The following is a 20,744-nucleotide window of genomic DNA, read 5'->3' on the forward strand; positions in this document are numbered from 1 at the left end:
CCCGGCGCCGGGCTTACTGGCGCTGGGCCTCGAATTCGATGATCAGTTCGATCTCGTCACCCACGATGTCGCGCGTCAGGCCATAGGTCATGCCGAAGTCCGAGCGGTCGAAGCTGCCGCGCATCGAGGCGCCCAGCACGTAGGGCCGTCCGAACACCCCACCGAGCGGAAACGGATAGCGACCGACCTTGTTGATCTTGACGTCCAGGGTCACCGGGTGGGTCTCGCCCAGCAGCTCCAGGTCGCCGGTCAGGCGTCCGGTGTCGTCGCCGGTGGGCTCGTACTGGGTCGCCGTGAAGCGCATCTCCGGGTATTCCGCGACGTTCAGGAAGTCGTCGCTGCGCAGGTGGTCGTCGCGTTCCTCGTGGTTGGTGAACACGCTGTCGGTCTGCACGACGAAATACCCTTCGCGCAGCTCCCGCGTCTGCGGATCGAAGGTGAATTCGCCCTCGGCCTCCAGAAACATGCCCAGAACCTTGGCGTAGCCGGCGTGATCCACCAGAAAGCCGACCGCGAAGTGTTCCGGGTCGATCTCCCAGCGATCGGCCTGGGCCAGCGCGGAAACGGGGAGGGCCAGGGCCAGCAGACCGGCCAGGAGCAGGGAGCGTGGGGTGCGGGCGTGGATCATGTCGAACCTCCGGGACGATGACGGTGTAGCCAGTGGATGTCGGTGGCGAACGAGCTGGTCAGGGCCGCAAGCCCCGCCAGGGCGACGGCGATCGCCGCCATCGGGGGCAGGCTCGGGAGCAGGGCGACCAGGAGTACGCCGGTCTGTAGTACGCAGACCGTCTGGCGCCGCCGGCTCGGGGGCAGGTCCGCGCCCAGCCAGGGCCAGATGCGCTGCGCACCCAGGAACAGATAGCGCATGGCACCGATCAGCACGACCCAGGCCCCGACCGCGGTCATCCACCAGACCAGAATCGAGAGGACGAGGATGATGGCCGCGTCCAGTTCCATGTCAAAGCGGGCGCCGAAGGCCGTGCGACTGTTTGTGCGGCGGGCAACGGCACCATCCACGCCGTCCAGGATCAGGGCCGCTCCGGCCAGGCCCAGGATCCACAGCATGACAGTGGTGCCGGGGACCGCGCCCGAGGTCAGGACGAGCGCCCCCAGGGGCGTGGCGATGGCAGCACGGGCCAGCGTTACACGGTTGGCCGGGCCGGGTCCGCGGTGCGCATCGGTCAGACCGCCCTGCGGAGTGTTCAGGACCAGCATCAGCCCCAGCAGGATCCAGATCCCTGCGTGTGCGACCAGCAGGGCGGCCACGGCACCGATCTGCCAGCCCAGCAGTGCGGAGAGTACGAGCCCGCCCGCGCCGGCCAGCGCCCAGTCCCGCGCCCAGGTGCGCAGGCCCGTGCGCGCGCGTTCCGGCCAGCGGTTGGAGCTCAGCGTGGAATCCATGGCTCGAGTGTAGTCGCCTCGGGGAAACACGGTGGAAACGCCCGCGAGTTGCCGGGAATCACGACCATCGACCACACTGGCCCTATGTTTGACGATGATCGAACCGCTCCATGAGCGCTCCCTCTGCCACCGCCTTCTGGGTCACCGGGCCGGGCCAGGGCGAGCTGCGTGATGAGCCCCTGGAGGCACCCGGTGTCGACGAGGTGCGGGTGCGCAGCCACTATTCCGCGATCAGCCGCGGGACCGAGTCTCTGGTGTTTCATGGCCGCGTCCCCCCCAGCCAGTACGCCGCGATGCGCGCGCCTTTTCAGGCGGGCGAATTCCCGGCGCCGGTCAAGTACGGCTATATCAGTGTCGGCGACGTCGTCGAGGGCCCCGGGGCGGGGCAGATGGTGTTCTGCCTGCACCCGCACCAGTCCGACTATGTTGTTCCGACCCAGGCTGTAGTGCCGGTGCCGGCGGGCGTCCCGGCCGAGCGTGCCGTGCTGGCGGCCAACATGGAGACGGCGATCAACGCGGTCTGGGACAGCGCCGCCGGCCCCGGGGATCGCATCGCCGTGATCGGCGCGGGTGTGGTGGGCCTGCTCGCCGCCTGGTTGTTGCGAAGGATTCCCGGAACCGAGGTCTCCGTGATCGACCCCAACCCTGCGCGCGAAGACATCTGTGCCGCACTGGGCCTGGCCCTTCTGACCCCGGAGCAGGCCGCCTCCTTGCAGGACCTGGACCTCGTGGTGCATGCCAGTGGAAACCCGGCTGGCCTGCGCCAGGCGCTGAGCTTGGCGGGTGTCGAGGCGCGGGTGGTGGAGATGAGCTGGTACGGTGACGCAGGCGTGGATCTGCCGCTGGGGGAGGGCTTTCACGCGCGTCGCTTGACCTTGCGCAGCTCGCAGGTCGGGCGCATCCCGCCCGAGCGGTCGTCGCGCTGGGATTACCGTCGCCGGCTGGCGCTCGCACTCGCACTGCTTGATGACCCGGCACTGGACGGCCTGATTACCGGTGAGGATGCGTTTGCCAATCTCCCGGCCGTGATGCAGCGGGTGACAGGGCCAGAGGCGGACCGTACGCTGTGCCACCGAATTCGCTACTGATCCTGCTCACCCAAACGCGCAAGGAAACCGCATGTACAGCCTGAATGTCCGTGACCACTTCATGATCGCCCATAGTTTCTCCGGCGACACGTTTGGTCCGGCGCAGAACCTGCACGGCGCCACCTATGTGGTGGACGTGACCTTCCGCCGCGTGGCACTGGATGCCGATGGGCTGGTGGTGGATATCGGCCGGGCAAGCGAGGTCCTGCGGGCCATCCTGGCCGAGCTCAATTACCAGAACCTCGACGATCGTGAAGACTTCCGTGGTCAGAACACGACCACCGAATTTCTCGCTCATGCGATCCACCAGCGCGTGGCGCAGGCCATCGCCCAGGGGGAACTCGGTGAGTCGGCCCGGGGACTGGACGCCGTCGCGGTGACGCTACACGAGTCCCATGTGGCCTGGGCGAGCTACGAGGGCGCTCCCTGAGATATGCCCGAGCTTGGTTTCGTGGTCCCGGGGGCACTGGACCAGCCCACGGGCGGGTACCGCTACGACGCGCGCATGATCGCCGGGCTGCGCGAGCAGGGCTGGCGGGTCGAGCTGCGCGAGCTGGAGGGCGAGTTCCCCGGGCCTGATGCGCGCGCGGAACGGGCCCTCGAAGAGGCCCTGGCGAGCTTTCCGGATGGCATGCGGGTGCTGGTCGACGGACTGGCCGCGGGTGCGCATCCCGCCACCTTGCGGCGTCACGCAGGGCGCCTGCGGCTCGTCTACCTGATGCATCACCCGCTGGGCCTGGAGGCGGGGCTTGCGTCTGCGCGCTCCCAGGAACTCCTCGAGTCGGAACGTGCGGCCGTGGCCCTCGCCTCGCGGGCGGTCGTGACCAGTGACTACACGCGGGCGCAGGTGGCCGACTGGGGTGTGCCGTCCGAACGCCTTTGCAGCATCCCGCCTGGCGTGGAACCGGCGCCGCTGGCCCGTGGCCCGGAGGATGAGGTGCCGGTGCTGTTGTGCGTGGCCGCCTGGGTGCCCCGCAAGGGACAGCTCGAGCTGGTGCGCGCGCTGTCCGGCCTGCGCGATCGGTCCTGGCGGGCCGAGCTGGCTGGTGCCATGGATCGCGATCCGGACTACACGGCCGCTGTGCGTGCTGCCATTGCCGAGAGTGGTCTGGATGCGCGAATCTCGGCCCCGGGAGTGCTGACACACGAGGGCTTGGCGGAGCTCTATGACCAGGCCTCGATCTTCGTGCTGCCGAGCGCCTACGAGGGTTTCGGCATGGCCTTTACCGAGGCAATGATGCGCGGCCTGCCGGTCGTTGGGACCACGGGGGGCGCCATCCCCCAGACCGTGCCGGAGACTGCGGGCCTGCTGGTGCCGCCCGGGGACGTGGAGGCCTTGCGCCGGGCACTGGGGAGTCTGCTGTGCGACGCCGAACAGCGTCGGGGCATGGGCCGCGCGGGTCGCGCGCATGCCGAGTCTCTACCGGGCTGGACGGAGGGTGCCCGTCGTCTGGCTCTGTGGCTGGAGGTGGCCTGAGATGGCCGAGCGCTTTGCCGGAGACTGGCTGGCTCTGCGCGAACCGGCGGATCATGCGGCCCGGCCGGAATCCCTGCTCGGGCCCTTAAACGACGCGCTTGCGGGGTGCAAGACACCCCTGCAGGTCTTGGATCTAGGTAGCGGGGCCGGTTCCAACCTGCGCTATCTGGCACCGCGCCTGACCGGGCCGCAGAACTGGACCCTGGTGGATCACGACGCCGACTTGCTGGCGACGATCTCAGCGCCGGACGGGGCCGTTACCGTCACCCCGCAGGTGCTCGATTTCTCGGGTGCCCCACCCCCGGTCCCGCCGGATGCAGGTTTGGTGACGGCGTCCGCCCTGCTGGATCTGGTCTCGGCGAGCTGGCTCGACCGCCTGGTGATCACGCTGACCGAATGGCCGGTCCCGGCGCTGTTCGCGCTCAGCTACGATGGGCGTATCGAGTGGAGTCACCCGCATGCGGCCGACGAGCGCGTGCGTAATGCGGTGAATCGCCATCAGCGCACGGACAAGGGCTTTGGCCCGGCCCTGGGGCCCGAGGCTGCGGCTTATTGTGCTCGAGCCTTGACCGCCAACGGCCTTCGCGTGATCACCGAGACCAGTGACTGGCAGCTGGGGCAGGGCCAGGCGGCGCTTGCGGCTGCCCTGATCGGAGGCTGGGCGGAGGCGGCGGCCGAGATGGAGCCGCAGGGTCGTCCATTGTTCCAGGACTGGGCGCGTTCCCGAGTCAGGGATATCGCGGACGGGCGGGTGCATCTGAGCGTTGGGCACTGCGATATGCTGGTGTTAGGGAAACACTGATCTGCCCTCGTGTAATTGGCGGGAGTAACTGCGGCGATTGTGTTGTCACACGCCTTGAGGAGAACGTGCAGTTCGCCGGAATCCCGCATGGCGGTTGAATCTGGCGGCGCCTGGAGAAGGAGCCCAAAACATGAAACGACCACAACACTTTTTTTGGGGTTTTGCATGCGTTGCCGGCCTGCTACTGGCGGGGCCGGCGCTGGCCCAGGATGCAGATTCCGCGTCTGACAGGCCGGGTGCCATGCACGCGCCCACTATCCCCGGTCCCTATGGCTACCCGGGAATGCACGGTCAGGGTGGACATCCTGGCGGGCCGGGCATGATGCATCGAGAGGCGGTCCCGGGGCCGTATGGTCAAGGCCCCCGGGGGGCTGGCCATAGAGGCATGATGTACGGGCCCATGGGTTCGGGCCCCCATGGTTCCGGGCATGGCTACGGGCCTGGTTACGGCTATGGCTACGGGTACGGCTATGGTCCCGGTTACGGCCAGCGGCCACATCACGGTCCCTATCACGGCGGGCCGATGCAGTACGGCATGCCGTATGGCCCCGGCGGGAAGGAGCGCATGCGCGACTTTGACCCGGACTTCGATCCCGAGGACCGCGAGGCGATGCGCGAGCACATGCGCGAACGCCAGGCCGAGCACGAAAAAATGCGCGAAGCACACCGCCAGGCTGCGGAGCGCGCGCGCGAGGTCTATCGCGAGGAAATGCGCCGTCACCGCGAGGCCATGCAAGAGCAGCAAGACGACGCCAACGGATCCTGAACCCTGGCGCGACCTACGGGGGCCGGGCGTTCGTCCAGCCCCGAATTCACATAGTCAGCTCCGACGGAGGTTTCGTCATGAGCCAGTCACGCAGTCTTCTCAAGGCCGGGGTCTTTGGCGCCCTGATGGCCGTCCCCTTCGCCGTTTCCGCGCAGTACGCACCTGGCGACAACTCTGGCCTTGCGCCTTACTCCGGGCCTGCCGGTCTGGGTGAGCGCCCCGCCTTTGAGAGCGAGCGGGGCCACGGTCTGGATCAAGCCCAGGCACCTGGTGGTGGTTCGGGTGGCGACCCGGGTGGCCCGGCTGGCGGTGCCCCTCCGGGTGGCGAGCCAGGGGGTCCCCCGGGTGGAGCGCCTCCGGGCGGTACCCCGGGCGGTGCACCGCCGCCTGGGCAGGACCGAGGCGGAATGCCGGGGCAGGGCGAACCGCCGCAGCAACGAGACCCGCAGCAGCGCGATGTCGAGCCGGGCGAGCCCCCGGGCGCGCGTGATCCCCAAGGTCGTGACCCGCAGGGCGCGCCGCCAGGACAAGGGCCGCAGGGCCAGCCGCCCCAAGGGCAACCGCCTCAGGGCCAGCCTCCGCAGGGTCAGCCACCTCAGGGCCAGCCTCCGCAAGGGCAACCGCCCCAGGGCCAGCCGCCGGGTGGTCAGGGCATGCCCCCTCGTGATGCCGAGCCCCCGGGTGGGGCCAGCGGGGATGGCCCCGGCGATCCTCCCCCTACCGAGGGTGGTATGGGTGATGAACCGTCCTTTGACGACGACACTGACCTGACCCCGGAGATGAACGATTGACCGTTCCGGGCGAATAACGCGCGGTGCGGACCGGCCGCTACAGAGGATGTAGGATTGAACTGGAAGGTAAATCGAAAGGTGACGCATGGATAACGCAGACAAGCCGCGAAGCTTTATCAACCGCTACTTCATCGTGATCGTGATCGTGCTCTGGTTCATCGCCTGGTCGGCACGTGACGTGCTGGCCCCGAGCGCCGAGGCGGTCCCCGAGGACGAGACCGCCGAGCAGGCCGACGCAGTGCCCGCCGACGATGCCGATGCGCAGGACGAGGCAGCCGCGAAGGATGAAGCCACGGAGGACGATGTTCGCCCTGGCCCGGCCCGTGAACTCGATGACGAGGGGGACCCCGATCCCATGACCGGGGCTGCGCATGATCAGCCGTACGTTCAGGAGGACGCGGAGGATGAGGCGGCTGCCGACCTGGCTACCGAGCGCGAGCCCGCGTTCGAAGGTGATGCAGCGGTCGAGGTGGACGCCGAGCGTGCCGCGCAGTCTGCCCAGGCGGCTCTGCAGGCTGGGCGTGATGCCTACTGGCGTGCGGGACCGCGCGCGGCGGTAGCGGTACTGCGCGAGGGGCTGGAGGCGCTGCCTAAGGATTCGGTGCAACGTGCGGATCTGTATGGCGAGCTCGGCAACGCGTTGTTTGCCATGCGCGATTTCGGGGCCGCGATGGATGCCTGGGAAGGTGCCCTCAAGGTGCTGCCCGAGAGCGAGCGGCAGCGTATGATCGAGCGCCTCGCCCCGGTTTACGACCGTCATCATGAGGAGGGTGCGGCGCACCTGGATGAGTATCGATAGAAGAACGTGAGCCAGTAAGCGTTTCTTCGGCGTTTTCGAACCTTTGTGAGGGAAACGCTGGATCGCCAGCGTTTCCCGGGGTCGTAACCCATACCGCGGACCACACAGGCGTGGGCGCAATGGGTATGATGAATGGAGCCAATTCACATCGCGGAGGCGTCCGGGCACGGAGTAGCTGTGTCTGCCGGGTGGCCGCCGCCGCAACGGAGTCCCCATGTTTAATCGTCCTGGTCGCCGCGTGCGCAAGCAGCTCAAGCTGCTGAGCGATCGCCTCGCCGAAGAAAATCCAGTCCTCAAAGGGGTTGTCGACCCCTTCCGTGATCTGGATCGAGTCGGCTATGCCTCGGGACTGTTGAATCCTCAGGAGGATTCTTACGCCTTTACGATCTCCTGGTGGCCGATGATTGCGGTGCTCGGGACGTTCTCGTCGGGCAAGTCGACGTTCATCAACGAGTACGTCGGGACCACTGTTCAACGCAGTGGTTCGCAGGCGGTGGACGACAAGTTCACCGTCATCAGCTATGGCGGCAGCGAGCGGGTGCAGGAGCTTCCGGGGTTGGCGCTGGATGGTGATCCGCGCTTCCCGTTCTACCGCGTCTCCGACGAGATCGAGCGTATTACCGATGGTGGTGGCCGCACCGTGGACCATTTCCTGGCGATGAAGACCGCCAATTCCGAGCGCCTGCGCGGGCGTATCCTGATCGACTCGCCCGGGTTCGACGCCGACGAGCAGCGTGCGACGATCCTGCAACTGACCGACCACATCATCGATCTGTCCGATCTTGTGGTCGTCTTCTTCGATGCGCGGCACCCGGAGCCGGGCGCGATGCGCGATACGCTGGAGCACCTGGTTAATCGGGTTGCCGAGCGCAACGACTTCAACAAGTTGGTGTTCGTGCTCAACCAGATCGATACCACCTGGCGCGAGGACAACCTGGAGGAGGTCGTCTCCGCCTGGCAACGTGCGGTCGTTCGCCAGGGGAATGCCACTGGCCGTTTCTACTGCATGTTCAACGAGAGCGCCGGGGTCGAGATCGGCGACGAGCAGGTGCGCGAACGCTACGAGGAAAAGTCGCAGCGTGATCGCGCGGAGATCCACGAGAAGATCCAGGAAATCAGCTCGTCACGCTCGTATCGTATCCTCGGCTCGCTGCAGGCGATCGCCGAATCCATCGAAATGGATGCGTTGCCTGCACTGCGAAGGGCACTGGAGCGGTGGCGGCGGCGGGTGTTTCAGTTCGATGCCGCCATGTTTGCGGTGATTGCCGTGATCCTGGGTGTGATCGGGTACAACACGGCGGGCGGATTCGGGCCCTGGATGGACGGTTCGGCCTGGGCGTCGATGGGCGAGCACCCGATCTGGACGTCGACCGGCATTGTTGTATTGGTCCTTGTGCTGGCCGGGCTCCACTTCTTTAACCGCCGCTGGATCGCCCGGCGCATCGCGCGCACGCTGCCGACCGAGTCGGCCGCCGGTAACTGGCGGGCGGCTTTCGAAAAGAACACGCGCCCGTGGCGCTGGATGCTGCGTCGCGCACCGCTGGGCCTGGGACGGCGCAAGATCGGCCGCCTGCATGCGTTGCGCGATCGCGCCGAGGCCTATATCCAGCGCCTGAACAACCAGTTCGTCGATGCCCGGCCCGTATCGCGTACGGGGGGCCGAGCCTCGGCTGCCGATGTGCATCGCTCGGCAGAACAGGCACAATCGGATACTGTATCGGAGTCGACCGGTGATGCTGTACATCAGTCAGCGGCCGCCGAGACGCCAGGGGACCTGACCGCGGAGCGCCCCGAAGCGCGTTAGTCAGGAGGACGCCGAGCGGCGTTTCCTTGTTTAGTCCGCGATGCATGGTTTCCTCGTCGGGGGGCGAGGGCCATGACGGAGTATCACCATGACGGTTGTCGCCTGGATGCTCTTCGCGCTGGCCATGATTCTGGTCCCGATCTCGGTCTGGGGCAGTTTGGCAGCGCTCGGGGTATGTGCGGGGTGTGCATTGATCCGGGACTGGCGCAAGGCGCGCCTGGCCTCGAAATAGCCAGCCCGCACTAGATCGAAATATTGGGGTCGCACGGGGCGGCCCCGATCCACAGGGGGGTGGGGTTACGCGCAGGGGGCTGTGGCGGACCATCCTCCACCACCAAGGAGGAGTGAATGAGCGATACCAAGAAATTGGCCATCATTGCGACCAAGGGCAGTCTGGACTGGGGCTATCCCCCGTTCATTCTGGCCTCGACCGCTGCCGCGCTCGGCTATGAAGTCGAAGTGTTCTTCACCTTTTACGGGCTGCAGCTGCTGCGCAAGAAGATGGATTTGCAGGTGACGTCGCTGGGTAACCCGGGGATGCCCATGCCTATGCCCATGCCGGTCATGCTCCAGGGGCTGCCGGGCATGCAGCGCATGATGACGACGATGATGAAAAAGAAGATGAAGGCGAAAGGCGTCTCCGATCTCGAGGATTTGCGGGAACTGTGTCAGGAGGCCGAGGTGCGCATGATCGCCTGCCAGATGACGGTGGATCTGTTCGATATGGACACCAGCGAGTTCATTGACGGCATCGAGTATGCCGGCGCCGCCGCGTTCTTCGAGTTCGCCGGCGAGTCGGACATCTGTCTGTTTATCTAGGCGGATGTGAAGCCCCGGGCGGCCCGTCCGCCTGTCCCGGCCCCGCGGCATCTGCCCGGGGCCGTTTTCGTTCTGGCAGGCCAAAATACTCCCGTGCCGGAACTTCTGGCGCGTTCGGCGGGACCACGTGGGTAAGGTTCCGAAGGATAGCCGTCGCATGGCGAGAGTCCCGAATCAGCGTTCGCGCCGGTCGTTTCTGCAGTGGATGGCCGGTTCGGCCATTGCCGCCGGTACCGGCTGGCCGCTCGCAGGCGCGGCCGGCGAGGGACGCGAACCGAACAGGAAGGCGATTCCCTCCTCGGGCGAGGAGATCCCCGTGATCGGCATGGGCACCTGGATCACCTTCAACGTCGCGGATGACCCGGATGCCCTCGCGCTGCGCACCGAGATTGTCGATACCTTCTTCCGGCGCGGCGGCGGCATGATCGACTCCTCGCCGATGTACGGGCGCGCGGAGGCGGTAGTGGGGCACTGCCTGCAGGAGCTGGGCCACCCCGAAGGGCTGATTTCGGCGACCAAGATCTGGACAGGTAGCACCGGCACAGGGCGCAACCAGCATGCGAAGTCGCTGGACCTGTGGGGCGTGGATACCCTGGATGTGCAGCAGGTGCACAACCTGCAGAACTGGGAGGCGCATCTGGAGACGATGCGCGAGAAGCGCGAGGCGGGCGAGATCCGCTATATCGGGGTGACCACCTCCCACGGGCGCCGCCACGACCAGCTGGAGCGCATCCTGGAACGCGAGGACCTGGACTTCGTACAGCTGACCTACAACATCCTCGACCGCGAGGTGGAGGAACGCCTGCTGCCGCTGGCCCGAGAACGCGAGGTGGCGGTCATCGCCAATCGCCCGTTCCGCCGCAAGGAGCTGATCAAGCGCTTCGAGAGCGAACCACTGCCCGATTGGGCGGGGGAGATCGACTGCGAGAACTGGCCGCAACTCCTGCTCAAGTTCATCGTCTCGCACCCCGATGTCACCTGTGCGATCCCGGCGACCTCGGTCGTGGAGCACATGCGGGAGAATATGGGAGCCCTCTACGGCCCGATGCCGGATGACGACATGCGCCAGCGCATGATCGAATACGTCGAAGCCCTTTAAGTCTCAAAGTTTACCGGGAGTGCGGATGCTGCCATTTGCCGCCGAAACCCTGCTGTCGATCTTCGGGCAATACAATCGCGCCATCTGGCCGCTGCACGGGGTCGCGGCCCTGATGGTGCTCGTTACACTGGCGCTGGCCCTTGTAGGCGGGCGCGGGGCCGGACGCGTCGTGGGCCTGCTGCTCGCTGTGATGTGGGTCTGGATCGGGGTCGTGTTCATCGGGGGTGTGCTTGCCGAATTCCATTTCTGGGCGGGCCGGCTGGCGGGCGTGTTCGTCGCGCAGGGCCTGATGCTCCTGTTCGCCCTCACGCTGCTGGGGCGCCACGGCTTTGGCTGGCCGGGTGGTGTGGCCGGCCTTGTCGCGATCGTGGTGATGGCCTATGCCATGGTCGGCCATGCCCTGCTGGAGGTCCTGCTCCTGGGGGTGTCCTGGGCCCAGGCCCAGTACGTGGGTGTCGCGCCGGGACCCACCATGCTGTTCACCCTCGGCATCCTGCTGCTGGCCCAGCCGCGCCCGTCGCTGATCCTGGCAATCATTCCCTTCCTCTGGACCCTGGTGACCGCCTACATCGCCTGGGAGCTGGGCATTTGGCTGGAGTATCTACCGGCCGCGCTGGGCCTGATCGCTTTCGTATTGTTGCTCGTTCGCCGGCTTTACCCGGGCGAGAGGGGCCTGTTTCGCTCCGATACTTTTGGCGCCCGGTCGCGGTCCCGTTAGGCTTGCCATTTCCCCCAGACAGAGGAGACCGTCATGTCCATCGAAGTGATCCATCGGCCGGAGCAGGACCATCTGGAACGCCTCGGCGTATTCGACTGGCCGGTCTGGGAAAAGGAGGTCTCGACCTTCCCCTGGCACTACGACGAGCGCGAGGTCTGCTACATCCTGGAGGGGCAGGTGACGGTCACCCCGGACGGTGGTGGCGAGCCGGTGACGGTCGGTGAGGGCGACCTGGTGACCTTCCCCGAGGGCATGGACTGCACCTGGGAGATCCACCGCGACATCCGCAAGCACTACCGCTTCGGCTGAGTGTATCGTCGCAGGTCCGACACGGACGCTACGACGTGGTGTGTCCGGTGGAGCGTGCTTGCGCACGAATGCAGGGCCTTTTCCAAACGGCGTAGGGTGCCGTTGAGCGTAGCGAAACGCGCCATTCCCCACGCCTTGTCCGACCCCTGATGCGTTTCGCTGCGCTCAACGCATCCTACGAGTAGGCGGTTGGTCGAACAGCGTTGCGAATCAGGTCGGTCAGTGCGTCTTGCCGGCCTTTGTGGGGTTCGCCGGTGCCTGCAGATGCGCCGGTGGTGAAATCAGGTTTCGTGTTCGCGGCCGAGGCCGCTCCCACAGGGCCTTCAGCGGGCGAGCCACTGGCTGTCGAGGCGGGTGCTGAAGGTTTCTTCGACGCGGCGCAGGTAGTAGAGCATGTCGACGGGCAGGTTGATGCCGTCGTGCATTTGCAGGGGGTAGAGGTCGGCGGCGATTACGCAGTCGGCGATGGAAGGGTGGCCGAGATAGAAGCGACTGGCCGCCAGGTGCTTCGCCAGTTCCGGCAGGCGGCTCAGTTTCGCGAGCTGGTTGTAGCCGTCGTAGCGGTCGTTGGCGAGTTCTTCCAGCGACAGGCCGAAGCGGTGCTGCACCTGGGCCTTGTAGTCGGCCAGGGTTTCGGCGCTCTCGCCGATGCCGTGGAAGCCCGGCGCCAGCGGGGCGTACAGCCGATCGAGCACCACATCGACCTTGCCGCGCCAGTCGACCAGGGCCTGCCAGGCATCCTCGGGGATTACGCCTTCCGCCAGGGGCTCGCCGGTCGGGAACAGGTGGTCGATGTCGCGCAGCGCCGTGAGCGTGTCGGTTACCAGGGTACCGTCATCCATCTGCAGGACCGGCGACTGGCGGGCCACGCCCAGCTCGAAGAAGGTCTCGTCGTCGAACCAGTCCAGCGCGACGGTTTCGAGCTCCACACCCTTGTAGCCACAGGCCAGGCGCAGGCGGTCGGCCTTTGCGTCGTGCGGGAAGTGGTAGAGCGTGGCCACGCGGCTACTTTCCGCGCTGGGCGTGGCTCAGGATGAAGTCCCACTGCTCCTGGGTGATGGGCATGACCGACAGGCGGTTGCCGCGGCGGACCAGCGGGCAGTCCTCGAGCTGCGGCTGCCGCTTCAGCCAGTCGAGGGTGATGATGTCGCCGAACTTTTCCTCGAAGGCGACGTCCACCCGCAGCCAGCGCGGGTTGTCCGGGTCGCTCTTCGGATCGTAGTGCGGGTCCTCGGGGTCGAAGGCGCAGGAGTCCGGGTAGGCCTCTTTCTCGATGCGCAGGATGCCGACGATGCCCGGTGGCTTGGCGTTGGAGTGGTAGAAGAAGGCCAGATCACCCTTCTTCATTTCGTCGCGCATCATGTTGCGCACCTGGTAGTTGCGGATGCCGTCCCAGGGCTCCACGCCCACGCGTTCCAGGTCATCGATGCTGAACTCGTCGGGCTCGGATTTCATCAGCCAGTAGGCCATGCGGGCTCCTTGTGCCGGATCGGGCGTGTGGGTCAGGTGTGCGTATTGTGCCGCGCACGGCGGGGCAGCGCATGCCAGCCGTCCTCGGTGACCACGCCGTCCAGTGGGACGTCCCATGGCTGGCTGGGGAGGGCCTCGACCCCCTGCAGGGCATGGGCCACGCCGATCAGCTTCGGGCGGTGGATGCCGAAGCGGCGACGGGCGAAGTAGCGGTCGTAATAGCCCGCGCCCATGCCCATGCGGTTGCCGGCATGGTCGAAGGCGACCAGCGGCAGCAGGACCACCTGCATCTCGCGGCGCCAGATGCGCGGGGCATCGGGGCAGGGCTCGGCAATGCCGAAGCCGTTCTGGCAAAGCGGCACGTCTGGCCCCCAGGCGTGAAAGTGCATGCGCCCGGGGCGTTTGGCATCCATCACCGGCAGGGCGATGCGGGTGCCGCGCCGGGCCAGGGACACGGTCAGGGGGGTCAGATCCACCTCGCCGCGCAGGCCCCGATAGGCACCGATGCAATGCGGTTGCCAGCGCTGGAACCAGCGCAGCAGGTGATCGCAGATCAGGGCGGAATGAATCTCGAGCCGCTCGTCGGACAGCGCGGCGCGCTCGCGGCGCAGGCGCAGTCGTAGCTGGCGCAGTTCGTCAGGCGTGAAGGAGGTCTCGTCCCTGGACATACGATCCGCAAAATAATGAGGTGGACGCGCCCCGCGGGCGCCGAAGTGACCATCGACCTTGAACCAGAGGTTCAGGTGGGAGAAGCCTCCGAATCTTAAGGCTTTCCGCTCGATGACGGACATGCGCAACGAAACGGAAGTGCTCGGTCCCGTGGTGAAGAATTAAGGCTCAAGGGTACCACCAGGCCACTTTCGCACGCCGCAGCGACGCGTCCGCCACCATTATGAACCAATCCCCCGGGGGTGTGCGCAACCATGATCACATCAGGGTTGCACGATCCACCCAGGACGGAATCCGGCCGCTTGGGAGACTCGCCGGTTTGGATGGGTTTTAGCAATCACGCTCGGGTGACGTAGGATTCGCGTTTTCCGGATGGATGCGAGCGGGCGGTGCGCGATCGAGTACCGGCCTTCTCCGGACTGTGCAGAGGAGCTCTATGGAATCGCCGCAGAAACTGATCCCGGGATACGCCAACGCCAAGGCGACGCGCCGGTATGCGGAGCACTACATCGCCGAGGGCAAGGCCGCCGAGGGCCACTACAGCGAGTTCTCGCGCGCCAAGATGCGCCTGTCCAGCCTGGGCATTGGCACCTTTGGCGGCGCCGCCACAGCCGAGGTGGATGCCGCGATCTCCGCCATCGTCGCCCGCGGGCTGACCGAAGGCATCAATGTCGTCGACACCGGTGCCCACTACCGCTATGGTCGTTCGCTGGCGGCCGTTGGGGCAGGCGTGCGTACGGCCCTGGAGGCTGGGGTCCCGCGCGAGGCGATGTTCCTGATCTCCAAGGGCGGATTCATGACGCTGCGCGGCGGGCCGCCGGACGACATGGATGCCTGGTTCCAGCGGGAGATCGAGTCCCAGGGCATGGGTACCCGGGACGATCTCGCCAAGGGCGCGCACCTGCTGACGCCAGAGTACATCCACTATCAGATGGAGCTGTCGCGCTCGCTGATGGGGGTCGAGACGCTGGATGCCTTCGTCATTGATCAGCCCGAGGTCCATATCCACGAGATTGGCAAGGAGGCGACCAACCGTAAGCTGGAGCCAGTGTTCCAGATGCTGGAGCGGGCGGCGCGGGAAAAGAAGATCCGCGCCTACGGGATCTCCACGTTCGAGGGCTTCCGCGAGGAGACCGATGCCGCCGTGTTTCAGTCGCTGACCTCCATGCAGGGGCTGGCCGAACGTGCGGCCCAGACCGTGACCGGCGACGACCACGCCCGGCACCACTTCAAGATCGGGATGCTCCCGTTCAACCAGGTGATGCTGGAAGGCTTTACCCGCTTCAACACCGCGACCGGGCAGGGCAATGTGGCCAGCCCGTTGCAGGCCGCGCACCAGCTGGAGGTGTACATGTTCGCCTCCCACTCCATGCTGAAGGGACACCTCGCCCAGCAGTCGGTGGAGGTGGTCGAACAGCAGCTGGCGAACCTGCCCAATCCGGCGCAGCGCGCGATGCAGTTCAACCGCTCCACGCCGGGCTTGGGCACCTCCCTGGTTGGTATGAGCACGCCGGAACACCTGGACGACATGCTGGCGGTGATGCGCGAACCGCTGCTGGAGAAAAAGGCCTACCTCGGGATGTTCAAGAAGGCCGAGGAGTAAGCCGGAGTCTGGTCTTCCCCTTGTGGGAGCGTGCTTGCACGCGAAGCCCCTGCCAAAGCCGGATGCAGGCAGGGGCTTCGCCGGCAAGCCGGCTCCCACACACAGGGTCCCGGGCTCCGGCTGCAATAGCGAATTCATGCACAAGGGTATGTCATGCAGGTTGATCTGAAGGCCCTCGAATTCCCCGCGATCCAGCGTCTGCTGGAGCGCCTGACCGCGACGCCCTACGGCGCGGATGCCGCGCGCGGGCTGGAGCCGGCACCGAACCTGGATGCGGCGCGCGCACTGCAGACCGCGGTGACCGTTGCGCGCCAGCGTCTGGATGCCGGGACCCTGCCGCGTCTGGGGCAACTGCCGGACGTGCGCGCGGCGCTGCGCCAGGCGTCCAACCCCGGGGCTGCGCTGCCGGTGCAGGCCCTGCACAACCTCCAGACAATCATGCGTCAGGCCCGCGAGCTGGCGGATCAACTGGCGGACACCCCCGAGATCTATCCGGCGGACCTGAACAAGCTGTATCCGCCCGAGGGGCTGGAAGAGCGCCTGTCGGCGTGCCTGAACCCCGGCGGGTCGCTGCGCGAGGACGCGAGCCCCGCGTTGATCGAGGCCTTCGAGCAGCGTGGGCGCCTGCGCTACGAGGTCGAGGCGGTGGTGAAAAAGCGCCTGGCGGCCTCCGATGTCGCGCAAAAGGGCGAGGACGCGCTGAAGGTGCAGTGGCACCAGGAACGCGCGGTGATGGTGCTGCGTGGCGAGGCGGCCAATGCGGTCAAGGGTGTGCGTCGCGGCACCGCGATGGGCGGGCGCGACCAGATCGTCGAGCCGATCGAGGCGGTGCCGCTGAACAACCAGTTGGATACGGTCAACAGCCAGATCAATACCGAGCAGCAGCGCCTGCTGCGCGAGCTGACCGACGTGGTGCGCCAGTATGGCGAGCCGCTGGAACTGATGCTGACCGCACTGACCTGGATCGACCTGGCATCCGCCGCCGCGCAGCTATCCGCACAGATGAATGCCCATGCCCCGCGGTTGGAGGCGGAGGCCGGGGTGGAGCTGATCGAGGCCTACCACCCGCTGCTGCTGTTGCAGTTCGCCGAGGGCAACGGGCCGCAGCCGGTGCCTCTGTCGATCCGGCTGGATGGCGAGCAGCCCCTGTTGCTGATCACCGGGCCGAATACCGGCGGCAAGACGGTCGCGCTGAAGACGCTCGGGCTGCTGGTCACCATGGCCTGGTGCGGGCTGCATATCCCGGCCGAGCAGGACTGCCGCATCGGGCGCTTCGATCAGGTGATGGTCGATGTCGGCGACCATCAAAGCCTGTTCCACCACCTGTCCACGTTTGCCGGCCATGTGGAGGTTCTGAAGCGGATTCTTGATCACGCGGGGTCGGAGACCCTGATCCTGCTGGACGAGCTGGGTACGGGCACCGACCCCGACGAGGGCGCGGCACTGGCGATGGCGATGCTGGACGAGTTGCGTGCGCGTGGCACGCGCGGGATTGTGAATACCCACCTGGCGCCCCTGAAGGACTATGCCGCCCAGCACGCGGGCATCGTGAACGCCTCGATGCAGTTCGATGCCGAGACGCTGTCCCCGACCTACCGGCTGCTGATTGGCGAGCCGGGTGTGTCCTTTGGTCTTACGATTGCCGAGAAGAACGGGCTGCCGGCCCAGCTGGTTGCCCGTGCGCGCGAGCATTTCGCCGAACTCCCCACCGCCCAGGCCGGGGGCGATGCCGGCAAGGCGTGAGCCCCGAGCGAGGCGTTACCACATGAGGTCGTCGGGGACGACGTAGTCCTTGTACGGGTCGTCGGGATCGGGCTCGGAACCGCCGCTTTCCTCGGCCGGGATAACCAGCGGCCATTCGGCATCCCGCTCGCGGATCTTGTCCGCTATATCGCGCGGGATTACGCGGAACCCCTTGCTCGGGTGCAGCTCCAGGCCGGCCAGCGCCGCGCGGCCGTCGACCAGGCGCTTGCGGGTGTCCTCGGTCACCGGCAGGTGGCGGACCTGCCCGTCGAACTGGAAGTGATAGTCGATCGCGGCGTCGCCAGTGGGGATCGGGGCCAGGTGCTGGTTCACCAGCTCGCGAATCTGCGCCCGGCGCGCGCGGCGTTCGGCCTTTTCCTGCCGTTCCTGGTTCTTCTCCCGCGAGCGTTGGGCCTGCTCGGCTTGACGAGCCGCAGCGGCGCTAGCCTCGGCGTCGGCGGGCTTGCCCTTTTTCTTTTTCGGTTGTGTCTTCTGGGCCTTGTGCTTCTGGCTCTTGGCCTTGCGCACCTGTTTTTCGTCCACCAGTCCGGCCTTCAGGAGCTGATTGCGCAGATCGTCCGACATGCCGCTTGCCTGTAGAAAATGTGTCGGGAGGATAGCCCGAACCTCTGCTATGTGCAGCCGACGTGTGTAAGTTCGGGTAATCCGTCCAGGATCTCGGTCATGGGAAGGGTGGGAAACAGCAGGTGTAAACGCCGCGCAAGATCGGGGGTCGCAGCGGGATTGCCCAGCGCCTGCGTGCGCTGACACAGTCGCATCGCAGCCGTGCGCTCGCAAGCCAGCTCCAGCCCTTTCACGGCGTCGTACAGGGCTTGGCGTTGTCGCTCATCGGGGCTGTTGGGCTTGAGACGGCGGCGCAGGGCGCGCACGCGCGAGGTGGTTTGCTCGCGCCAGCGCGCGGCGGCCTGCATCAGCGCCTGCCAGTCGTGTGTGTGTACTCGCCGTGGGTACCACAGGGCGAACAGGGCGAGGATGGCATCGACGTCATGGGCGTCCTGCCAGTGCAGCAGGCGTTTCCGTGCGGGGGCGCAGGCCCATATCCGCAGGGCGAAATCCCAGAAGCAGTCGAAGTCGTGTGGCCGGGCGGCCTCAGGCACTACTGGCGGCGGGCGTAAAGGTCACGCCGGCGGTGCTGCGCAGGGTCGTCGGCTCGAGGATCTCGAGATCCCGGGTGTGCAGGTTGATTACGCCCTGGTTGCGCAGCTGTGTGAACAGGCGGCTGATGGTCTCCTGGGTCAGCCCCAGGTGGTTCGCGATGTCGGCGCGCGACATCGGGAGGTAGAAGCGCTCGGTGGACAGGCCCCGTGCACGATGCCGCTCCGACAGGGTGACGAGGAATGTGGCCAGGCGCTGCTCCGCCGTGCGCTGCCCGAGCAGGGCATGCAGGCTTTCGTCCTGAGCCAGCCCCTGGCTCATCACGTTCATCATGTGCTGGCGGAATGTCGGAAGCCTGCCGGCGAGGTCGTCCACATGGGTGTACGGGACTGCGCAGACACTGGTGGATTCGAGGGCGACCGCGCTGACCGGATGTTTTCTGGAGTGGATCGCATCCAGCCCCAGCAGATCGCCTGCGAGGGCGAAGCCGGTGATTTGCTCGGTACCGTCGTCGCCGATCAGAACGGTCTTCAACGCCCCGGTGCGTACGGCAAACAGGGTGTCGAAGCGCTCGCCCATGCCGAACAGCAAGGCCCCCTTTTCGATCGGACGGCGTTGCTGCACGATCTCGTCGAGTTGCCAGAGTTCGTTTTGTGGCAGCCCCATCGGCAGACAGAGCTGGCGCAGGGTGCAGTGTTCGCAGGCTTGGGTCGGGCGCAGTGTCATGTGCTCAGGTTAGCGGTTTTGCCATCGGTGAGGGAAGGTGTGTGAGGCCCCCGTATAGAGGTTGCCCGTATGAGGAATTCCGGTATTGTGAGTGTGGAACCTTTTGGAGTGGCAGGGATCAGCCAATTCAGAGGCTTGCGGCGGAGCGAGTGCGATATCTAGACTCTGTTTAATATAGCAGGCGATTCGCATGGGAAGGGACGCAATGATCGAACGGATGCTGAACGAATACATGCACCACGGCACGCTGATCCTGCGCGAGCCGGACGGGAGCGAGCGCCGTTTCGGGCAGGGGGCACCCGAGATCACGCTGCAGGTCCATGATCGGGCGGCCCTCAAGCGCATCGCGCGAGATCCCGGGTTTCAGCTGGGCGAAACCTATATGGACGGGCTCTGGTCGCCGGGTCCCGAGGGCATCCGGGTGTTTCTGGATGTGGCCATGCGCAACTTCGCGCCCAGATTCCAGCGTCGTGTGCACCCGCTGGTGTGCATGTTTCGCGCGGTCCTCGAGCAGGGCAACCGTATCGCGCGCAGCTACCAGAACATCTCCCATCATTACGACGTGGACGAGTGGCTGTTCCGCCGTTTTCTCGACGAAGGCATGTTCTACAGCTGTGCCTATTTCGAGCGCCCGGACATGACCCTGGAGGAGGCCCAGCAGGCCAAGTGCGCGATGCTGCGCAAGAAGCTGGTGCTGGAGCCCGGTCAGCGGGTGCTGGATATCGGCTGCGGCTGGGGTGGGCTGGCCTTTCACCTGGCCGAGAACGCCGATGTCCAGGTGGACGGAATCACCCTGTCCCGGGAGCAGCTGCGAGTGGCCCAGGCCGAGGCGAAGCGCCGCGGGCTGGACGATCGCGTGCGCTTTTTCTATCAGGACTACCGCGAACACGACGACCAGTACGACCGGATCGTCAGTGTCGGCATGTTCGAGCATGTCGGCGTGCCCAATTACGGCACGTTCTTCCAGCGGGTGAACGACCTGCTCAAGGACGATGGCGTGGCCGTCCTGCACACGATTGGCCGCCAGGGGCCTCCGGGGACCACCAACCCCTGGCTGAGCAAGTACATCTTCCCTGGCGGTTATACCCCGGCACTGTCCGAGGTGATGGAGGCGTTGGAGCCGACCCCGCTGCATACCACCGATATCGAGTTCTGGCGGCTGCACTATGCGGAGACGCTCGCCGAGTGGTATCGGCGGTTCCAGAACATCCGTGCCGAGGCAGTGGGCCACTTCGACGAGCGCTTCTGCCGCATGTGGGAGTTCTATCTGGCCAGTTGCGAGGCGACCTTCCGCTGGTGGCGCCAGGTGGTGTTCCACATCCAGGTGGCCAAACAGCAGGATGCCGTGCCGCTCACCCGCGACTATCTGTATGCCGACGAGGCGCCCAAGGTGGTTTCGACGCCGCCGGGGGAGGCGGCAGTCCGGGGTCGCAGTGCTGCGTAGGGATTGCGGACTACTTCCTGGCTCCCTGAACATTTTTTCCTGACCGGGCACCCGCAACCTGTCTGTTTTCCCTACACTTCACGGAAACGCTGAGGGGGCA

At 66.2% G+C, this 20,744-nt stretch carries 24 protein-coding genes and 1 other RNA gene; 15 read left to right on the forward strand and 10 right to left on the reverse strand.

The window, feature by feature from the left end; translation table 11 throughout:
- Positions 1-13: 13 nt before the first annotated feature.
- Positions 14-628: a YceI family protein gene (locus F467_RS0106160; RefSeq protein WP_018138686.1), complete on the reverse strand. Its 615-nt coding sequence runs from the start codon at positions 626-628 to the stop codon at positions 14-16.
- A complete protein-coding gene (locus F467_RS0106165) occupies positions 625-1,401 on the reverse strand; it encodes a CDP-alcohol phosphatidyltransferase family protein (protein WP_018138687.1) in 777 nt (258 codons plus the stop codon). The genes F467_RS0106160 and F467_RS0106165 overlap by 4 nt, the downstream gene beginning before the upstream one ends.
- Before the next feature lie 110 nt (positions 1,402-1,511).
- Between F467_RS0106165 and F467_RS0106170 the strand changes: the two genes are divergently transcribed.
- The 5 genes from F467_RS0106170 to F467_RS0106190 all read left to right on the forward strand — a co-directional run bounded on the left by F467_RS0106170 (position 1,512) and on the right by F467_RS0106190 (position 5,534).
- Positions 1,512-2,489 carry a zinc-binding alcohol dehydrogenase gene (locus F467_RS0106170; RefSeq protein WP_018138688.1) on the forward strand — a complete coding sequence of 326 codons (978 nt, stop codon included), beginning with the start codon at positions 1,512-1,514 and terminating at the stop codon, positions 2,487-2,489.
- 31 nt (positions 2,490-2,520) lie between these two features.
- Positions 2,521-2,919 (forward strand): 6-carboxytetrahydropterin synthase, encoded by a 399-nt coding sequence (locus F467_RS0106175; protein ID WP_018138689.1) that lies wholly within the window; start codon positions 2,521-2,523, stop codon positions 2,917-2,919.
- Between the two features lie 3 nt (positions 2,920-2,922).
- On the forward strand, positions 2,923-3,966 hold the full coding sequence (locus tag F467_RS0106180) for a glycosyltransferase family 4 protein (RefSeq protein ID WP_018138690.1): 1,044 nt from the start codon (positions 2,923-2,925) through the stop codon (positions 3,964-3,966).
- Between the two features lies 1 nt (position 3,967).
- Positions 3,968-4,768: a hypothetical protein gene (locus F467_RS0106185; RefSeq protein WP_018138691.1), complete on the forward strand. Its 801-nt coding sequence runs from the start codon at positions 3,968-3,970 to the stop codon at positions 4,766-4,768.
- 523 nt (positions 4,769-5,291) lie between these two features.
- A complete protein-coding gene (locus tag F467_RS0106190) occupies positions 5,292-5,534 on the forward strand; it encodes a hypothetical protein (RefSeq protein ID WP_017925927.1) in 243 nt (80 codons plus the stop codon).
- Between the two features lie 86 nt (positions 5,535-5,620).
- On the opposite strand, the gene F467_RS13905 is transcribed toward F467_RS0106190, so the two are convergent.
- Positions 5,621-6,412, reverse strand: a complete 792-nt coding sequence (locus tag F467_RS13905; RefSeq protein ID WP_018138693.1) for a hypothetical protein — start codon at positions 6,410-6,412, stop codon at positions 5,621-5,623.
- On the opposite strand from F467_RS13905, the gene F467_RS0106200 reads away from it, so the two are divergent.
- The 7 genes from F467_RS0106200 to F467_RS0106230 all read left to right on the forward strand — a co-directional run bounded on the left by F467_RS0106200 (position 6,411) and on the right by F467_RS0106230 (position 11,873).
- Entirely contained in the window at positions 6,411-7,124 is a 714-nt protein-coding gene (locus F467_RS0106200; RefSeq protein ID WP_018138694.1) for a hypothetical protein, read from the forward strand. The genes F467_RS13905 and F467_RS0106200 overlap by 2 nt on opposite strands.
- Before the next feature lie 214 nt (positions 7,125-7,338).
- Positions 7,339-8,928: a dynamin family protein gene (locus tag F467_RS0106205; protein ID WP_018138695.1), complete on the forward strand. Its 1,590-nt coding sequence runs from the start codon at positions 7,339-7,341 to the stop codon at positions 8,926-8,928.
- Positions 8,929-9,016: 88 nt separating this feature from the next.
- Entirely contained in the window at positions 9,017-9,160 is a 144-nt protein-coding gene (locus tag F467_RS13740) for a hypothetical protein (protein WP_018138696.1), read from the forward strand.
- Between the two features lie 116 nt (positions 9,161-9,276).
- Positions 9,277-9,747 (forward strand): DsrE/DsrF/DrsH-like family protein, encoded by a 471-nt coding sequence (locus F467_RS0106215; RefSeq protein ID WP_018138697.1) that lies wholly within the window; start codon positions 9,277-9,279, stop codon positions 9,745-9,747.
- A gap of 205 nt (positions 9,748-9,952) precedes the next feature.
- Positions 9,953-10,846, forward strand: a complete 894-nt coding sequence (locus F467_RS0106220; protein ID WP_026182208.1) for an aldo/keto reductase — start codon at positions 9,953-9,955, stop codon at positions 10,844-10,846.
- Positions 10,847-10,871: 25 nt separating this feature from the next.
- Positions 10,872-11,564, forward strand: a complete 693-nt coding sequence (locus tag F467_RS0106225; RefSeq protein WP_018138699.1) for a DUF6064 family protein — start codon at positions 10,872-10,874, stop codon at positions 11,562-11,564.
- A 33-nt stretch (positions 11,565-11,597) separates the two neighbouring features.
- A complete protein-coding gene (locus tag F467_RS0106230) occupies positions 11,598-11,873 on the forward strand; it encodes a cupin domain-containing protein (protein ID WP_018138700.1) in 276 nt (91 codons plus the stop codon).
- A 323-nt stretch (positions 11,874-12,196) separates the two neighbouring features.
- Here the strand turns inward: F467_RS0106230 and F467_RS0106235 are convergent, their stop codons facing one another.
- The 4 genes from F467_RS0106235 to ssrS form a co-directional block, all read right to left on the reverse strand.
- Positions 12,197-12,874, reverse strand: a complete 678-nt coding sequence (locus F467_RS0106235) for a glutathione S-transferase family protein (RefSeq protein WP_018138701.1) — start codon at positions 12,872-12,874, stop codon at positions 12,197-12,199.
- A 4-nt stretch (positions 12,875-12,878) separates the two neighbouring features.
- Positions 12,879-13,343, reverse strand: coding sequence for an EVE domain-containing protein (locus F467_RS0106240; protein ID WP_018138702.1), 465 nt, complete (start codon positions 13,341-13,343; stop codon positions 12,879-12,881).
- 32 nt (positions 13,344-13,375) lie between these two features.
- Positions 13,376-14,011, reverse strand: a complete 636-nt coding sequence (locus F467_RS0106245) for a 5-formyltetrahydrofolate cyclo-ligase (protein WP_038038657.1) — start codon at positions 14,009-14,011, stop codon at positions 13,376-13,378.
- 25 nt (positions 14,012-14,036) lie between these two features.
- Positions 14,037-14,222: non-coding RNA, 6S RNA (gene ssrS / locus F467_RS13400), on the reverse strand.
- A 226-nt stretch (positions 14,223-14,448) separates the two neighbouring features.
- Between ssrS and F467_RS0106250 the strand changes: the two genes are divergently transcribed.
- Together F467_RS0106250 and F467_RS0106255 are read left to right on the forward strand one after the other, a co-directional pair.
- On the forward strand, positions 14,449-15,615 hold the full coding sequence (locus F467_RS0106250; protein ID WP_018138704.1) for an aldo/keto reductase: 1,167 nt from the start codon (positions 14,449-14,451) through the stop codon (positions 15,613-15,615).
- Positions 15,616-15,768: 153 nt separating this feature from the next.
- Entirely contained in the window at positions 15,769-17,358 is a 1,590-nt protein-coding gene (locus F467_RS0106255; protein ID WP_018138705.1) for a DNA mismatch repair protein MutS, read from the forward strand.
- Between the two features lie 15 nt (positions 17,359-17,373).
- Here the strand turns inward: F467_RS0106255 and F467_RS0106260 are convergent, their stop codons facing one another.
- Genes F467_RS0106260 through fnr form a run of 3 tightly spaced genes read right to left on the reverse strand, consistent with a single transcriptional unit; the run spans position 17,374 to position 19,200 of the window.
- Complete coding sequence (locus tag F467_RS0106260; protein ID WP_018138706.1) at positions 17,374-17,943, reverse strand: DUF2058 domain-containing protein; 570 nt, start codon at positions 17,941-17,943, stop codon at positions 17,374-17,376.
- A 47-nt stretch (positions 17,944-17,990) separates the two neighbouring features.
- The gene (locus F467_RS0106265; RefSeq protein ID WP_018138707.1) at positions 17,991-18,476 is read right to left on the reverse strand and encodes a TIGR02444 family protein; all 486 of its coding nucleotides are present in this window, start codon (positions 18,474-18,476) and stop codon (positions 17,991-17,993) included.
- Positions 18,469-19,200, reverse strand: coding sequence for a fumarate/nitrate reduction transcriptional regulator Fnr (fnr, locus tag F467_RS0106270; RefSeq protein ID WP_018138708.1), 732 nt, complete (start codon positions 19,198-19,200; stop codon positions 18,469-18,471). The genes F467_RS0106265 and fnr overlap by 8 nt, the downstream gene beginning before the upstream one ends.
- 205 nt (positions 19,201-19,405) lie before the next feature.
- Between fnr and F467_RS0106275 the strand changes: the two genes are divergently transcribed.
- Positions 19,406-20,644 (forward strand): cyclopropane-fatty-acyl-phospholipid synthase family protein, encoded by a 1,239-nt coding sequence (locus F467_RS0106275; protein ID WP_018138709.1) that lies wholly within the window; start codon positions 19,406-19,408, stop codon positions 20,642-20,644.
- The last annotated feature ends 100 nt before the right edge of the window (positions 20,645-20,744 follow it).

Origin of the sequence: Thioalkalivibrio sp. ALJ12 (genome assembly GCF_000378305.1) — a bacterium.
Classification (GTDB): domain Bacteria; phylum Pseudomonadota; class Gammaproteobacteria; order Ectothiorhodospirales; family Ectothiorhodospiraceae; genus Thioalkalivibrio.

What these genes read in the sequence shown, in the direction of transcription:
- F467_RS0106160 (WP_018138686.1), bottom strand. Translation starts at nt 628, where the DNA reads ATGATCCACGCCCGCACCCCACGCTCCCTGCTCCTGGCCGGTCTGCTG.
- F467_RS0106165 (WP_018138687.1), bottom strand. Translation starts at nt 1,401, where the DNA reads ATGGATTCCACGCTGAGCTCCAACCGCTGGCCGGAACGCGCGCGCACG.
- F467_RS0106170 (WP_018138688.1), top strand. Translation starts at nt 1,512, where the DNA reads ATGAGCGCTCCCTCTGCCACCGCCTTCTGGGTCACCGGGCCGGGCCAG.
- F467_RS0106175 (WP_018138689.1), top strand. Translation starts at nt 2,521, where the DNA reads ATGTACAGCCTGAATGTCCGTGACCACTTCATGATCGCCCATAGTTTC.
- F467_RS0106180 (WP_018138690.1), top strand. Translation starts at nt 2,923, where the DNA reads ATGCCCGAGCTTGGTTTCGTGGTCCCGGGGGCACTGGACCAGCCCACG.
- F467_RS0106185 (WP_018138691.1), top strand. Translation starts at nt 3,968, where the DNA reads ATGGCCGAGCGCTTTGCCGGAGACTGGCTGGCTCTGCGCGAACCGGCG.
- F467_RS0106190 (WP_017925927.1), top strand. Translation starts at nt 5,292, where the DNA reads ATGCAGTACGGCATGCCGTATGGCCCCGGCGGGAAGGAGCGCATGCGC.
- F467_RS0106200 (WP_018138694.1), top strand. Translation starts at nt 6,411, where the DNA reads ATGGATAACGCAGACAAGCCGCGAAGCTTTATCAACCGCTACTTCATC.
- F467_RS13905 (WP_018138693.1), bottom strand. Translation starts at nt 6,412, where the DNA reads ATGCGTCACCTTTCGATTTACCTTCCAGTTCAATCCTACATCCTCTGT.
- F467_RS0106205 (WP_018138695.1), top strand. Translation starts at nt 7,339, where the DNA reads ATGTTTAATCGTCCTGGTCGCCGCGTGCGCAAGCAGCTCAAGCTGCTG.
- F467_RS13740 (WP_018138696.1), top strand. Translation starts at nt 9,017, where the DNA reads ATGACGGTTGTCGCCTGGATGCTCTTCGCGCTGGCCATGATTCTGGTC.
- F467_RS0106215 (WP_018138697.1), top strand. Translation starts at nt 9,277, where the DNA reads ATGAGCGATACCAAGAAATTGGCCATCATTGCGACCAAGGGCAGTCTG.
- F467_RS0106220 (WP_026182208.1), top strand. Translation starts at nt 9,953, where the DNA reads ATGGCCGGTTCGGCCATTGCCGCCGGTACCGGCTGGCCGCTCGCAGGC.
- F467_RS0106225 (WP_018138699.1), top strand. Translation starts at nt 10,872, where the DNA reads ATGCTGCCATTTGCCGCCGAAACCCTGCTGTCGATCTTCGGGCAATAC.
- F467_RS0106230 (WP_018138700.1), top strand. Translation starts at nt 11,598, where the DNA reads ATGTCCATCGAAGTGATCCATCGGCCGGAGCAGGACCATCTGGAACGC.
- F467_RS0106240 (WP_018138702.1), bottom strand. Translation starts at nt 13,343, where the DNA reads ATGGCCTACTGGCTGATGAAATCCGAGCCCGACGAGTTCAGCATCGAT.
- F467_RS0106245 (WP_038038657.1), bottom strand. Translation starts at nt 14,011, where the DNA reads ATGTCCAGGGACGAGACCTCCTTCACGCCTGACGAACTGCGCCAGCTA.
- F467_RS0106250 (WP_018138704.1), top strand. Translation starts at nt 14,449, where the DNA reads ATGGAATCGCCGCAGAAACTGATCCCGGGATACGCCAACGCCAAGGCG.
- F467_RS0106255 (WP_018138705.1), top strand. Translation starts at nt 15,769, where the DNA reads ATGCAGGTTGATCTGAAGGCCCTCGAATTCCCCGCGATCCAGCGTCTG.
- F467_RS0106260 (WP_018138706.1), bottom strand. Translation starts at nt 17,943, where the DNA reads ATGTCGGACGATCTGCGCAATCAGCTCCTGAAGGCCGGACTGGTGGAC.
- fnr (WP_018138708.1), bottom strand. Translation starts at nt 19,200, where the DNA reads ATGACACTGCGCCCGACCCAAGCCTGCGAACACTGCACCCTGCGCCAG.
- F467_RS0106275 (WP_018138709.1), top strand. Translation starts at nt 19,406, where the DNA reads ATGATCGAACGGATGCTGAACGAATACATGCACCACGGCACGCTGATC.